12 protein-coding genes are annotated in these 13,983 nt (G+C 59.3%); 3 read left to right on the forward strand and 9 right to left on the reverse strand.

All coding sequences use genetic code 11. The features are described 5' to 3' along the window. The 3 genes from HP459_RS14925 to HP459_RS14935 all read right to left on the reverse strand — a co-directional run. A partial coding sequence (locus HP459_RS14925) for an IucA/IucC family siderophore biosynthesis protein (protein WP_367671005.1) occupies positions 1–1,129 on the reverse strand: 1,129 nt, incomplete at its 3' end. After that, positions 1,126–2,073, reverse strand: coding sequence for a GNAT family N-acetyltransferase (locus tag HP459_RS14930; protein ID WP_063137659.1), 948 nt, complete (start codon positions 2,071–2,073; stop codon positions 1,126–1,128). The genes HP459_RS14925 and HP459_RS14930, both read right to left, overlap by 4 nt. Then, entirely contained in the window at positions 2,073–3,815 is a 1,743-nt protein-coding gene (locus HP459_RS14935; protein WP_171936405.1) for an IucA/IucC family siderophore biosynthesis protein, read from the reverse strand. Before HP459_RS14935 ends, HP459_RS14930 begins: the two co-directional genes overlap by 1 nt. Positions 3,816–3,953: 138 nt before the next feature. On the opposite strand from HP459_RS14935, the gene HP459_RS14940 reads away from it, so the two are divergent. Continuing rightward, entirely contained in the window at positions 3,954–5,162 is a 1,209-nt protein-coding gene (locus HP459_RS14940) for an MFS transporter (RefSeq protein ID WP_022648579.1), read from the forward strand. Here HP459_RS14940 and mtfA read toward each other — a convergent pair. Continuing rightward, positions 5,159–5,956, reverse strand: coding sequence for a DgsA anti-repressor MtfA (mtfA, locus tag HP459_RS14945; RefSeq protein WP_022648578.1), 798 nt, complete (start codon positions 5,954–5,956; stop codon positions 5,159–5,161). The two genes, HP459_RS14940 and mtfA, sit on opposite strands and share 4 nt — an antisense overlap. Before the next feature lie 266 nt (positions 5,957–6,222). On the opposite strand from mtfA, the gene HP459_RS14950 reads away from it, so the two are divergent. After that, a complete protein-coding gene (locus HP459_RS14950) occupies positions 6,223–7,125 on the forward strand; it encodes a LysR family transcriptional regulator (protein WP_171936406.1) in 903 nt (300 codons plus the stop codon). Here the strand turns inward: HP459_RS14950 and HP459_RS14955 are convergent. The 3 genes from HP459_RS14955 to HP459_RS14965 form a co-directional block, all read right to left on the reverse strand. Continuing rightward, on the reverse strand, positions 7,097–7,885 hold the full coding sequence (locus HP459_RS14955) for a substrate-binding domain-containing protein (protein ID WP_048966300.1): 789 nt from the start codon (positions 7,883–7,885) through the stop codon (positions 7,097–7,099). The two genes, HP459_RS14950 and HP459_RS14955, sit on opposite strands and share 29 nt — an antisense overlap. Positions 7,886–7,891: 6 nt before the next feature. After that, on the reverse strand, positions 7,892–9,193 hold the full coding sequence (locus tag HP459_RS14960) for an MFS transporter (protein WP_171936407.1): 1,302 nt from the start codon (positions 9,191–9,193) through the stop codon (positions 7,892–7,894). Positions 9,194–9,453: 260 nt separating this feature from the next. Then, positions 9,454–10,749 (reverse strand): serine hydrolase, encoded by a 1,296-nt coding sequence (locus HP459_RS14965; protein WP_048966301.1) that lies wholly within the window; start codon positions 10,747–10,749, stop codon positions 9,454–9,456. Between the two features lie 95 nt (positions 10,750–10,844). Between HP459_RS14965 and HP459_RS14970 the strand changes: the two genes are divergently transcribed. Beyond that, positions 10,845–11,750 (forward strand): LysR family transcriptional regulator, encoded by a 906-nt coding sequence (locus tag HP459_RS14970; RefSeq protein WP_171936408.1) that lies wholly within the window; start codon positions 10,845–10,847, stop codon positions 11,748–11,750. On the opposite strand, the gene fumA is transcribed toward HP459_RS14970, so the two are convergent. Together fumA and HP459_RS14980 are read right to left on the reverse strand one after the other, a co-directional pair. Then, complete coding sequence (fumA, locus tag HP459_RS14975; protein ID WP_171936409.1) at positions 11,739–13,388, reverse strand: class I fumarate hydratase FumA; 1,650 nt, start codon at positions 13,386–13,388, stop codon at positions 11,739–11,741. The genes HP459_RS14970 and fumA overlap by 12 nt on opposite strands. Positions 13,389–13,440: 52 nt before the next feature. Beyond that, positions 13,441–13,983: anion permease (locus HP459_RS14980; protein ID WP_171936410.1), on the reverse strand; the 543-nt coding region annotated here is incomplete at its 5' end.

Consider the following 13,983-nt stretch of genomic DNA (forward strand, 5'->3'; position numbering starts at 1 on the left):
CGTTATCGGTTTCCATCAGCGCGGCCATCAGCACCGCCTGTTCGCCATCCTGTAAATAGCAGGATGGGTTCTCGCGCCAGATCACCCCCAGCATCTCCTGATAGCGGTACGGCGCCTCAGGCAATGCGGCATAACCCGGATGCGACAGATATCCGGCTGCGGGTTCGCCAAGCACCTGCGCCCCGGAGTGAATCAGCGTGGCATCGCTGGCGAACTGCTGCTGTAGCCAGCGCGAGGCCAGCGGACCGGCGGCAATATACTTGCCCGGAATACCGCGGTAACAGGAAGTGTTGTAGATGGTCAGCGGCAGCTTGATGTCATACGGCGCGCGACGGCTGGCATTGGTCAGCGTGCGCAGGGACTGCTGCGCCAGATACTCATCGCCGAACTCTCCCAGCTCCACCATCTCACCGCGCGCGAGCTGTGCCAGGAAATGAATGGCAATTTTTTGCTGCCACTGCCACGGATGCAGCGGCACCGGCAGCCAGCTGTCGTCCATATCCAGTTCCTGCCAGCGGGCGTCGAATCGGGTGCGCTCGGCATCATCCATGGCGCTGGCGAGCAGGGTGTTGATATCGCAATCGGCGTCACTGCTCCAGACCAGACGATCGCGTTGCACGGCGACCCAGTGCAGACGAAAACGCCCGCGATATTCCGGCGCGTAAAGGCGCAGGGCATCCAGCCCCCAGCCGCGGCGTCCCTTGTTGAAAATAAACTTCGGGTGACCGCGCATAAGGCACTGTAGTTCGTCCGGGTCGAGGTGGATCAGCGCATCGGCATCCAGCGTGTCACGCGCCTGCAACAGCTGCATGTCGCCCCGCAGCGTGGCGTAGAGATCTTCCATGTGCTCCGCCGTTTGCGCGTCGCTCATCTCCAGCACGGTGGCCAGTTGCAGCAGCGCGTTTTCCGCTTCGACCGCCGCGCCGCTGGCGGTGGTCAGGGTATCAGGGTCAATATGCAGCCAGCCCCAGATCCCACGCGTGGCGCTAAACTGCCAGGTCGCGTTGCCCATACTGATGCGCCAGTAGTCCGCCGAAACCGGCTCGGCGCGCAGGGTGCGTTCATATTCCAGTTCAGCGAGGATCTTCGCCACCATCTCGCGGTTCACTTTCTGCCAGAGCGCGTTCACAGTTCCACCTCATGGAAGAAGCGGTGACGCTCGCTCATAATGAGACGGGAGCGTTTGTGCGGGAAGTCGAACTCTTTCACCGTGTCAAAACCGGCGGGCGCCAGATGGCGGAACAGACGCTGGTTGTCGAAGCGCGGTTCCGCCACAATGCGCGCCGTACGCGGTTCATCGAGATACAGATAGTGGCTGAGGCCACGCAGCCAGCTGCGGATATACTGCGCCCCGCGCCAGTTCTCTTCGCCCACCAGCATATGTAGCCCGCGGTCAAACGGCTGCCAGCGGTAGTGGCGGCCAATGCGGTCTTCCGCCGCCCAGTAGAGTTCAAAATAGCCGAACGGCTGGTCGTCAAAACAGCCGATCACCGGGTAACAATAGGTCGAGTCGAGCTGACGGCGCAGGTAGTTTTCCTGCTCGGCCTGCGGGCCCGCCATCTCCCAGAAGGCGTTCACGCGTGGGGTGTTCATCCAGCGGGTAAAACGCTCGCCGTCCAGCGCCACGTCCGCCACGCGAAAGCTCAGGGTGCGCTTAATCTGCGGATCGTAACGGCGATACACTTCGCCCTGCGGACGATGAGGGCGCAGCGGGAAGTACAGCTGACGGCTTTCATCAAACTGCATTCCGCCGCTCGCCTGCGGACGTTCGCCTTTCAGCCACAGCGGCAGCTGCCAGAATATTTCGCGCGCCAGATAATCCCCGTTTGCGAGGCTAAACAGCGCCTGCGCCTGAGGTTCATCCTGCCAGGCGGCCCACGGCAGGGTAATGCCGGTCAGGGCGGGTGCGGCAACAAACAGCTGGTCGAGGGCGTCCACCAGCCAGCCGTCCGGGAGCCCGGCCAGACGCGCAAGGACCGCGCTGCCGTCAAGACCCAGCGTCAGCGGCAGGTTTTGTTCCGTGGCCGTACAGCGAAAGCCGTAGCCGGAATGGACGATGTTCGCGTTTGCCATCACGCCTTCTCCTTATAAAACGGGTTGCTAAAGTCGAAATAGATCACCGCCGGATCGACGATGGTGTTTTCGTTGCGATCGTGCAGGTAGCAGAAGAAGTTGCCTTTGCAGTTCCAGGTCGGGCTGTCGAGCACATAATCAAGGCAGCGGGTCTGCTTCGCCGTCGTGCGCAGTTTGGCCAGCGCGTCACGCACGCGGGGCATCAGGTTCTCTTCGCTGTCGAAGCCGGCAGCGGCGAGCGCGGCGGTGACGGCAAGGGTAGAGTTCAGCAGCAGGTAATAAGGGAAGTAGCGCAGCAGCTGGCTCTCACCGAAGCGGTTTTCCACCTCGGTTTCGCCTGCCTCTTTCAGCCACGCGTCGGCCCCTTCGGTCCAGGCGCTGCCCTGACAATCGCGGTAGATCAGCCCAACGGGGAAATCCTGCTGCATCTCAACGAGGATATTTTGCTGGTGCGCCAGCAGGACCAGACCGTAGTCCGCCTCGGCGCTGAACAGCGGAAGCAATACGCGGTCGCAGTAGGCGTCCAGCCAGCAGCGGGCGGCCTGAGCGAGCGGGAGATCCAGACGCTGGCTCAGACGGCGCACCGCCGCCGCCAGCAGGCTGTCGCCGCCGTCCGGTGCCGCCTGGGTCAGGCTCACCAGCACGTTGGTTTGGGTATCTGGCGTATCAAACAGCAGGTTGACGCGCAGGGCCATCAGGCTCTCTTCCTGAATGACGCCGCTTTCATCGCGCAGCCCGGCCCAGCCGTCTTCCTGCATCACGCGCATGGTCGGGTAGCGCGCCTGGAGTTCCTGCCAGCGTGCCGTTTTCGCCAGCCGCGCCAGGCGCATGCCGCGCTTAACTTCTTTGACCGACAGCGTGCGCACGGAGTTGGTCAGCCGCACGCTGAGGGAAAACTTAATCATGTCGCTATTGGTTTCGCTGTACAGCGAGCGGGAAGAGCTGGTAGGCAGCCACTGTGCGCCCGCCTCGCCAAGATCCCGCAGGGCGCCTTTTTCAACCAGACGCTGGCACCACGGCTGCTCCAGCAAATAGGCAGCCTGCCACGGATGCATCGGCAGCAGCCAACGGGTGTCGGTGAAGTAGCCGAGAAGATCCGGCGCACTCTGGGCCGCGAAGCGCAGCAGACGTTCACGCAGGGAGACGTTCAGGCTGTCCCCGGCAATCAGTTCATGCTCAACCGCAAACCAGCGCAGCGGGAAGCGCGAGGCGAAATCCGGCAGATAGCGGCGCGCCTCGGCCTCGTTAAACGGCTCGTGCGACTTTGGGGCAGGATGAAAAGCATGGCCGACCAGCAGCGCCTGTTCCGCTTCGGCAAAGGTCAGCGGCTTATCGCGCAGGTTTGCCCAGTTGTGGCGTAAATCAATGGCCTGCCAGGTGTGGGTATGGCTCTCCAGGACGCGCTGCTTAAAGCGGGCCAGCGTATCGGCGTCCAGAGCGCCTTTTACTGTCTCTTTTTCAAGAATGAAATCAATCAGTTGATGGAATGTGACCGTGTCACCGCCGTCGCTGTCGGCCTGAATCAGCGTGGCCGGGAAACAATACTGGTGATGCTGCGTGGGGGAGAAATAGCGTACCGGAACCCGGATGGCCTGGGTTGGTGAGAGCGGGATATGTATCTGCGATAACTCATCCGCACGGGTTGCGGGAAGATAGTGCCAGTCCTTCGTTTCGCGCAGCAGCGCGTTCAAAAAACACTGGGCCGCAACATCTGTACCGGCGGAGCGGGGCAGAGCACGCATAGATGTACCTCATTCCATGACTGATAATAATTCTCGTTATGATATTCATTCTGTTTACAGCCGCAACTATTTTTGCAATATTTGTTTTCATAAACTTCATAATTTCCACACATTTATTGACATTATCTTCACAATTCTATGCGCACCTGTACTGAGAACATCACAGACAATATGGCCCCGAAGGCAAACTGGCCCCTTGCACTGGGCGCCGGTTTATTGGGTATCGGACAAAACGGTTTGCTGGTCATGCTGCCGCAGCTGGTCTCCCTGACCGGACTGTCGCTCTCCGTCTGGGCCGGGCTGCTGATGTTCGGCTCGATGCTCTTTTTACCCGCATCGCCCTGGTGGGGACGCCAGAGCGAGCGGCACGGCTGTAAGGTCGTGATGCTGGCCTCGTTAGGCGGCTATCTGGCGAGCTTCGTCCTGATGGCGCTGGTGGTCTGGGCGATGGCCAACGGCGCGCTGAATGCCCTCTGGGGAATGGCGGGCCTGGTTCTGTCGCGCATGCTGTACGGCCTGACGGTATCGGGGCTGGTGCCTGCGGCCCAGACGTGGGCCATTCAACGCGCGGGGCTGGATAAAAGGATGGCGGCGCTGGCAACGATAAGCTCTGGCCTTAGCTGCGGGCGTCTGCTGGGACCGCCTCTGGCCGCGCTGATGCTCAGCGTCAGCCCGGTCGCACCGCTCTGGCTGATGGCGCTGGCGCCGTTTATCGCGCTGCTTCTGGTGCTGCGCGAAGCCGCCGATCCCCCGCTGCCGCCGGTGGCGCACCAGTCGACGCGGTTACAGGCCTCTATGATGCCTTTCCTGCTGCTGGCGCTGCTGCTGGCGGCGCTGGTCAGCCTGATGCAGCTTGGTTTATCGCCGCATCTTCATCCGTTATTTAATGGCGATGCCGTGCAAATCAGCCATCATGTCGCCCTGCTGCTGAGCCTGGCCGCGCTGGCGACCCTGGCGGCGCAGTTTCTGGTGGTACGCCCGCAGCATTTTAGCCCGAGGGTTTTACTCTTAATTGCCGCGGTCTTGATGGTGGCGGGGCTTGGGCTGATGTGTCTCGCCAGTTTAGCCCTGTTCTACGTGGGCATTGTCATCACCTCGCTGGGTGCCGCCATGGCCACGCCGGGATACCAGCTTTTGCTCAACGATCGGCTGACGACGGGCAAAGGGGCAGGGGTGATCGCCACCAGCCATACGCTGGGGTACGGGGCCAGTGCGCTGCTGGTACCCGTGGTGACGCGCTTTTACGGTGAGCAGTTTTTGATTACTGCCGCATGGGGAATGGCGCTGCTGTTTCTCGCGGTGAGCGTGTGGGTACGATCGACCGATCGTACCCCTGCTGAACATTAGTGGAACGGATGAGAGGAGGTGCTGGCTGCGTCCTCACTTTGCCGCAGACGCTGGAGCGGATCCTGCTGGTAAAACTGGCAGAAACGCTGCCACAGCGCCGGGAAGCGTGGGGCGAAAAGCTCAGGTGCGCTAAAGAAATACTCGGACAGCACCGCAAAGCACTCGGCGGGATCGGTCGCGGCATAGGCATCAATGCTGGCCGCGCTTTCACCCACCAGGTCTATCTCATCCTGAATGTTTTCCATCGCCGCGTGCAGGTCGTGTTCCCATCCCGCGACTTCACGCAGCGGGATCAGCGGCACGCCGCTGGCGCGATCGCCGTTGCGGGTATCCAGCTTATGCGCTACTTCGTGAATGATCAGGTTGAAGCCCGAGGCATCGAACGAGTCCTGAATATCCAGCCAGTTGAGGATGATCGGCCCTTGCTGCCAGCTCTGCCCGGACTGCACCATACGCTGGTTGTGCACCAGCCCGATGTCATCCTCCCACTCATCATCGACGATAAACGGCGCCGGGTAGATCAGCACTTCATGGAAGCCATCCAGCCATTCGATACCCAGCTCCAGTACCGGTAAGCAGAAGAGCAGGGCGATGCGCGAATTTTTAAGCGGATCCAGTTCGAAGCCCTGTAGCGGCACCAGCCGTTTTTGCTGTAAAAAACGCTCGGCCAGCTGAATCAGCTTTGATTGCTCTTCAGGCAAGAGATTCGCCAGCACGGGGATCGCCAGAGCCTCATCCCAGGGCAGCGCCATATTTCGACCAGCTTCGTTCGTTTTCCAGGGCCACTTAATCATCGCTTTGCTCGTTACTCGCACGTGAACAAAATGGAAAGGTCAGGGGCTGTTAGCATGCCAACATACTCTGTTAAGCAGTATGACACTCCTCTTCGGCGGCATGCAGACTGGCAGCCTGTTTAAGAGGAATCCAGCCCGCATAAACTATCACTATGTGCCGTAAGGTTGATAGCGCTTTAGGGGTATCCCCTTCATTTTGTGAAGTATGTCGTACGCGGCTATGATAAATCTCTTCTTACCCTACCGTGCTTAAGGATCCCGTCAGTATGCCCGTCAATTTTGACCTCAACGATCTCTACGCCTTCCGCGCTTTACTGGAATACGGCAATTTCCGTCTTGCGGCAGAATCTATTTGCCTTTCCCAGTCGGCGTTGAGTCGCAGAATTGAAAAGCTGGAGGCGGCACTGGGGGCAAAACTGTTCGACAGAACCACCCGGCGCGTCACGCTGACCCTGTATGGACAGACCTTTGCCGACCGGTGCGGGCAACTGCTTGTCGACGTGGAGTCCATGCTTTCGGATATCGATAAGGCCAGCGAGGAGCGCACGGGATTAATCACCGTGGCGACGGTGCCGTCAGCCGCCTGTTACTTTATGCCGGATGTGATCCGCCGCTTTCAGTCCCGTTACCCCCGCGTGCGCATTAAACTTATCGACAGCAGCGCCGGAAATGTTATCGAGGCCGTCACCCGCGGACAGGCGGATTTTGGTATCTGCTTTGCCCGGAGTTTACATCCCGACATCGAGTTTGTCCCGCTGGTGGAAGACGTCTACGTGGCCGCCTGCCGACGAGACAGCCCGCTTGCAAAAAGAAAAAGCCTGACGTGGCAGGCTTTTTATCAGCAGGATTATATCGGTCTGGATAAGACCTCCGGCAACCGCAATCTTCTCGACCAGCGGGTCGGACATATTCGGCCTGAGCGCCCCAGCATCTGCGAAACGCGGCACGTGACGACTATGCTCGGGATGGTTGAAGCCGGGATCGGCATTGCGGCCGTTCCCGCCATGTCAATGCCCCGCGCAGAGCATTCGCTGCTGACGTCGGTGCCTTTAACCGAGCCAGAGGTCAGGCGAACCGTGGGGCTGATTCGCCGCCGCGGGCGGATCCAGTCCTACATTGCTGCCGAACTCGAAACGCTGATCACCGAGCAGTATCGCGAGGTGCACTGACGGGCGTTAAGCCCGTTGCCGTAATGACGCTGGCCGCCTGTGGCGAGGAGAGAAAGGCCAGCAGCGCTTTTCCCTGCTCAGGATGGTCGGCCTTCTGCGTTACGGCTCCGGCGAAACGGGTAATGTACTGTATGTCGTCAGGCAACTTACCCACAAACGTCACGCCCGGGACCGGCAGAAGCTCGCTCACCTGCTGAAAGCCGAGATCGTATTTCCCTTTTGCCACTTCAGACGCCACCGGGATGCGCTCAACCCGGTGCGCTTTATTTTGGACCTGGCCGTCGATGCCCAGCTTACGGAACAACTGGCTCTCAACATACCGGCCGCTGGCGCTGTCGGAATAAGCCATGGAATGCGCCTTCAGCAGCGTTTGCCGCAGGGCGGGTACCGTACTGATATCCGGCACCGGCGCGCCCGCTTTGACGACCATCCCGACGGGCGAATCCGCCAGCTCCACGCGGGAGCCCGCCGCCGTCCTGCGATCCTGTTCCAGTTTCGCCAGCGCATCGCCCACCATAATCACCACGTCCGCTTTTTCGCCCCGGGCGAGCCGAGCCGGAATGGCCTGCGGTGTTTTGCCCATCGACGGGCCGGAGACCACAATGAGCCTGTCGCCGCTTTGCGCTTCGTACTGCGGCGTCAGCTTCTCCAGCGCCGCTTTGAAGCCGCCAGAAATCATCACCGTCACCTCCTGCGCAAGCGCGCCCGCGCTGAGGGTGGTGAAGGTCAGGGCGGCAATCACCGTTCTGAATGTAAGCATGAGGGATCACTCCTTAACGGCAGTTTGCAGAATTAACGTGCGACGACGATAGAGATAAAGCGTTGCCAGCAGGGCGCAAACGGCGGCAAAGCTCATCCAGTAGCCCGGGGAGGCTTTATCGCCGGTGTACTCAATTAAGGCGGTAGAAATCACCGGCGTGAAACCGCCAAAGACCGCCGTTGCCAGGCTATAAGCCAGCGAGAAGCCCGCCACGCGCACCTCTGCTGGCATGATCTCCGTCAGGGCCGGGATCATCGCGCCGTTATACAGGCCGTAGAGGAAAGAGAGCCACAGCAGCACGGTCAGCATCATGGAGAAACTCGGGGCTGCCGCCAGCATCGTCAGTGCCGGATAGCTGGTCGCCAGCGCCAGCAGCGTCATGGCGATCAGCACCGGTTTGCGTCCGAAGCGGTCCGACAACGCACCGCCTATCGGTAGCCAGATGAAGTTAGAAATGGCTACCAGTAGCGTGACCAAAAGACTGTCCGAGGCGCTGAGCATCAGGGCTTTTTTACCGAAGGTCGGTGCGTAAACGGTGATCAGGTAAAACGCGGTGGTGGTCATCGCCACCATCAGCATGCCCGCGATGACTACTGGCCAGTTGGCGAGCAGCGTTGTGAAGACCTGACGCATCGCCAGATGGTGGCGACGGGCGCTGAATTCCTCGGTCTCTTCGAGCTTGCGGCGCAGGAAAAAGATGAACGGCACAATCAGACAGCCAAACAGGAACGGAATACGCCACCCCCATTCGCGAATGGCACTCTCTTCCAGCACCATATTCAGCGCAAAGCCCATCGCCGCCGCGATCATAATGGCGACCTGCTGGCTACCCGACTGCCAGCTGGTGTAGAAACCCTTGCGGCCCGGCGTGGCGATCTCCGCCAGATAAACCGAAACCCCGCCCAGCTCGGCGCCTGCCGAAAAGCCCTGCAACAGGCGGCCGGTCAGCACCAGCAGCGGCGCCCACAGGCCAATGCTCTGATAAGAAGGGATCAGCACAATCAGAAAGGTTCCGGCGGCCATAATCGACAGGGTGACGATCAGCCCTTTACGGCGACCCACTTTATCAATGTAAGCCCCCAGCACAATGGCCCCGATCGGACGCATCAGAAAGCCCGCGCCAAAGACGGCGAAGGTCATCATCAGCGACGCAAATTCACTGCTTGCCGGGAAGAACGTGTGGGCGATGTAGGTGGCATAAAAGCCGAACAGAAAGAAGTCGAATTGCTCAAGAAAGTTGCCCGACGTGACGCGGAAAATCGCGCCCGCTTTCGAACGAACCGTTGCAGGTGAGGTTGAGGAAACCATGATTATCTCCAGTTTTATAGTGACGTTATGCTCGTCTGTTTCTGAAAACTGGATCAGGAAGTGGAAATTGATAAGCGCAAATCGCGCATGGACTGATGCGTGTGGTGCATTAATGACAAAGCGTTGACCAGTATTTACATATTCAACAATAACTTAACATTTCGGTGATCTTTTATTTACCACATTTCGCTAAGTTGCTGATATATCAGTTTTGTGACACCGCGCAGGTGAGAAGCCAGGCGGGGCCTGGCTTGGGATTATCAGCGCAGCGCGTTGGCAATCGCGCTAAACATCAGCGACGCTTCCAGCGGCTGGGCGCTGAATGACGGCTCTGCCTGCGGCCAGGTGGACCACTGGACGATAACCAGTTTTTCTTTCTGATTAACCACGATCATCTGACCAAAAATACCCAGCGCCCACAGGGAATCCTTCAGCGAATTTTCGACTTTCGGCTCCACGTTTGTGGCGGTGGCCGGCACTTCGTTGTTCCACCACTGGTAGCCGTACAACCCCTTCGGATGCGCCTCGGACACCGATCCTTTGGCCTGTGTCCAGGCTGAGGACTGCTTCACCCAGCCCTCGGGGAGGATCTGCTTTCCGTCCGGCAGTGTACCGTTATGCAGTATAAACTCCCCGAAACGCCCCCAGTCTTCCAGCGTGGCGTTAAATCCATGCGCACCCACGTCGTGCTGGCCTTTGCTGTAGGCATGCCACACGCCGTCGCTCGCCATACCGTACGGCTGCCAGATGCTTTTCTCCAGATACGCCGCGAGCGTCATGCCGGTGGCGCGCTCAAGCACATCGCCTAACAGCCAGGCGCCACCCGAGGAATAGGACCAGTTTTCACCCGCCGGGTGTTCACGGTGTAATCCTTTCACCAGGGTGCGCACGCAGTCGTAGGTGCCCGGTTTCGCTTCGCATTCGGTAAGCCGGGCGAAGTCTGACTGCGGGTTAGTGTAATCTTCGTTCCACGCCACGCCCGAGGTGTGGGTGATGAGCTGTTTTAGCGTTACGCCCTCCCAGGCGGTGCCTTTTAAATCCGGTTCGTACTGGGTGATGAGGTCGTCCAGGGAGTGGATTTTACCCTCTTTTATCGCAACGCCCACCAGCGCGGAAACCACCGATTTGCCCACGGAACGCGACGTCCAGAGCGTTGTGTTGGTATTGCCTTCTCCCAGGTATTTATAGGCCACTTTGCCATTTTTCAGCACCAGCATGCCGCTGACGTTCTGGCGTTTCAGGTAATCCTGAAGATTGTAAATCTTACCCTTCACCTGATAGCGGGCATCAGTGAGCGGTTTTTCTGCGGGCAGCAGCGGCGTTGCGTTGCCGTGGCGGAACACATCGCCCGCGTAGTTGCGGTAGTCATTGCGAAAGCCCACCACGCGATCGGCCTGGCTCCAGGTGAGCATGGTATGTGCGTCCGGGAGTCTGGCATCGAAAGGCGCCGGACAGGTCGTGAGGTCGGTACCGTTGCAGGCCGCCATGACGGCGGGCGAGAGCAGGCTGCTGACAACCAGCGCCGCGAGCAGCGTGCGGTTTGTTTTGATTTTCATATTTATCTCGTTTGGCTCAGGAAGGACTTCAGTTTAAGAACCTGCGGCCTATAATAAAAAACGCGTTATGGGGGAAAATCCCCCGGAAAAATCGCGTGGAGAATGACGTGGCATCACTGATCTATTCCTTTGCCCAACTTGAGGCGTTCACCGCCGTCGCTGAGCACGGCAGCCTGATGAAGGCGGCCAGTAAACTCGGCAAAGATCGTACAACCTTGCGGGATCTGATCGATTTTCTTGAGGATGGGCTGGGCTACGCTCTGTTCCTGCGGGAGGGGCGCAGCCTGCGCCTGACGCCGGAGGGGGAGCAGCTTCAGCGGCAGGCGCACCTGCTGATGCGGCAGGTCAAAGCATTTGAGGCGTTTGCCCGATCGGTGCCGGACAGCGCCACGCAGGACATTGCACTCGTTTACGATCCGTTCACCCCCAGAGCTTTTTTACAGGCGCTGATTGCCACACTGGCGGCGAAAAAGATCCGCCTGAGCCTGACCAGCGCATCGCGCGATGAGGCGGAAGCCATGCTGGCGGACGGTCAGGCCGATCTGGGGATCTGCCAGGCGCGCAACCGCAGCGTGGGCAATGAGATGGAGTGGCGGGCGCTGGGGGCGATCGAAATGGATTTTTACGCCGCAACGGCGCTTTTTGCGGAGGTTGCGTCGCCGGTGTCGCTGCTCGATCTCTCTCTGGTTCCGCAGGTGATTATGCATGCCGCGTCAGATGAGCCGGTTGCCCGTCGCCTGCAAATTTCAGGGCACACGCTTTTCACTAACGAACTGGAGATGCTGCGCGGCCTGCTGGAGAAAGGGTGCGGCTGGGGATTTTTGCCGACGCATCTTCAGGCGGCGCGATGGCAAAACGTAAAAAGGCTGCACACCGAAGTGGGCAGCCAGGGGATCGGTCAAACGATGGTGACGATCTGGAAACCGGGCAGCGACAAGCGCGGGTTAATTAATGAAACGCTGTCGCTGCTGCCGTCATTGTGGAAAGACTCAGCGCTGTGAACAGCCTTTGCACTGCTTGTTCTGGATCTGCTGGAAGAAATCGTTGCCTTTGTCATCCACCAGGATAAACGCCGGGAAGTTCTCCACTTCAATTTTCCAGATCGCTTCCATTCCCAGTTCCGGATACGCCACGCACTCCAGACTCTTGATGCTGTTTTGCGCCAGCACCGCCGCCGGGCCGCCAATGCTGCCGAGATAGAAGCCGCCGTGTTTATGGCAGGCGTCCGTCACCTGCTGGCTGCGGTTACCTTTCGCCAGCATGATCATGCTCGCGCCGTGGGATTGCAGTAAGTCCACATAGGAGTCCATACGTCCCGCAGTGGTCGGGCCGAGTGAGCCAGACGCGTAACCTTCTGGCGTTTTGGCCGGGCCTGCATAGTAAATCGGGTGATCTTTGACGTACTGCGGCAGTTCTTCCCCGTTGTCGAGCAGCTCTTTCAGCTTCGCATGGGCGATGTCGCGCGCCACAATAATGGTGCCATTCAGCGACAGGCGGGTGGAGACCGGGTGCGCGGAAAGCTGCGCCAGGATATCGGGCATCGGCTTGTTCAGATCAATGCTTACTACGTCGCCTTCCCCCTGCTGGCGCAGGGATTCAGGAATATACTGGCCCGGATTGTGCTCCAGCTTCTCAATCCAGATCCCCTCGCGGTTAATCTTCGCCTTGATGTTGCGGTCGGCGGAGCACGAAACACCCATGCCGATCGGGCAGGAGGCACCGTGGCGCGGCAGACGGATCACGCGAATATCGTGGGCGAAGTATTTCCCGCCAAACTGCGCGCCAAGGCCGAGGTTTTGCGCTTCCTGAAGCAGTTCCTGCTCGAGCTGGACGTCGCGGAACGCCTGGCCGTGCGCATTGCCTTCGGTTGGCAGGCCATCATAGTAGCGCGCAGAGGCGAGCTTGACGGTTTTCAGCGTGCCTTCCGCTGAGGTGCCGCCGATAACGAAGGCGATATGGTAAGGCGGGCAGGCCGCGGTGCCGAGGGTCCGCATCTTCTCAACCAGATAATTTTTCAGCTTCGCCGGGGTGATCAGCGCTTTGGTTTCCTGATACAGATAAGTTTTGTTGGCGGAACCGCCGCCTTTCGCCATGCAGAGGAATTTGTACTCGTCACCATTCACGCTGTAGAGGTCGATCTGCGCGGGCAGGTTGGTGCCAGTATTCACCTCTTTATACATATCCAGCGCCGCATTCTGCGAGTAGCGCAGGTTGTCTTCAATATAGGTGTTATACACGCCCTGGCTCAGCGCGGCTTCGTCACCGCCGCCGGTCCAGACGCGCTGGCCTTTCTTACCCATAATGATTGCCGTGCCGGTATCCTGACAGGTGGGCAGCACGCCTTTCGCCGCAATCTCGGAGTTGCGCAGGAATTGCAGGGCAACGTACTTATCGTTCTCGCTGGCTTCCGGGTCGCTCAGAATAGCCGCAACCTGCTTCTGGTGAGAGGTGCGCAGCATAAACGCTGCGTCGTGGAAGGCCTGCTGGGCCAGCAGGGTCAACGCCTCTGGCTCGACTTTCAGCACTTCCTGACCGTCGAACTCGGCAACGGAAACGTGCTCTTTGGTCAGCAGATAATATTCGGTGTCGTCATGCGCGAGTGGGAAGGGGTTCTGGTAGATAAAGGGTTTGTTTGACATAGCTTGCTCCACAAAAATTTAACCGCCGGAGGAAATGTCCGGCGGTCAGAAATCAGAACATCATGGACATCCACGGGTAACCAATCAGCAGCAGAGCTGCCAGGAAGATGGCGCCGAAGATAGTGCCGAGGCGCCAGTAGTCTTTGGTTGGCAGGTAGCCGCTACCGTAGTAAATCGGGCTTGGGCCAGTACCGTACGGGGTGATGATCCCCATCACGCCCAGCGAGGTCACCATCAGCAGGACGAACACTTCCATATTCATGCCCGGAATGGTGGAGGCGATGGTCAGCATCGCAGGCAGCAGCGCCGTGGTGTGCGCGGTGGTGCTGGCGAACAGGTAGTGCAGCAGGTAGAACGCCAGCAGCAGGACGATGGTGGCGACACCCGGAGAGATACCGCTCATCAGCATGCCGCCTTCTTTACCCAGCCAGCTGATAAAGCCGGTGGAGGAGAGACCATCCGCCAGTGCCACCAGGGTGGCGAACCAGACGAAGGTATTCCACGCGGCTTTGTTGCCGGTGATGTCGTTCCACTCCAGCACGCCGGTCCACAGCATCAGGCCAACGATCAGCAGGGCAGCCATGGCCGGTTCAAT

This window comes from Enterobacter sp. CM29 (assembly GCF_013179605.1).
In the GTDB taxonomy this organism is placed as follows: domain Bacteria; phylum Pseudomonadota; class Gammaproteobacteria; order Enterobacterales; family Enterobacteriaceae; genus Enterobacter; species Enterobacter intestinihominis.

Excerpts from the sequence above, each read along its gene's own strand:
- HP459_RS14930 (WP_063137659.1), bottom strand. The coding sequence starts at position 2,073 with ATGGCAAACGCGAACATCGTCCATTCCGGCTACGGCTTTCGCTGTACG.
- HP459_RS14935 (WP_171936405.1), bottom strand. The coding sequence starts at position 3,815 with ATGCGTGCTCTGCCCCGCTCCGCCGGTACAGATGTTGCGGCCCAGTGT.
- HP459_RS14940 (WP_022648579.1), top strand. The coding sequence starts at position 3,954 with ATGCGCACCTGTACTGAGAACATCACAGACAATATGGCCCCGAAGGCA.
- mtfA (WP_022648578.1), bottom strand. The coding sequence starts at position 5,956 with ATGATTAAGTGGCCCTGGAAAACGAACGAAGCTGGTCGAAATATGGCG.
- HP459_RS14950 (WP_171936406.1), top strand. The coding sequence starts at position 6,223 with ATGCCCGTCAATTTTGACCTCAACGATCTCTACGCCTTCCGCGCTTTA.
- HP459_RS14955 (WP_048966300.1), bottom strand. The coding sequence starts at position 7,885 with ATGCTTACATTCAGAACGGTGATTGCCGCCCTGACCTTCACCACCCTC.
- HP459_RS14960 (WP_171936407.1), bottom strand. The coding sequence starts at position 9,193 with ATGGTTTCCTCAACCTCACCTGCAACGGTTCGTTCGAAAGCGGGCGCG.
- HP459_RS14965 (WP_048966301.1), bottom strand. The coding sequence starts at position 10,749 with ATGAAAATCAAAACAAACCGCACGCTGCTCGCGGCGCTGGTTGTCAGC.
- fumA (WP_171936409.1), bottom strand. The coding sequence starts at position 13,388 with ATGTCAAACAAACCCTTTATCTACCAGAACCCCTTCCCACTCGCGCAT.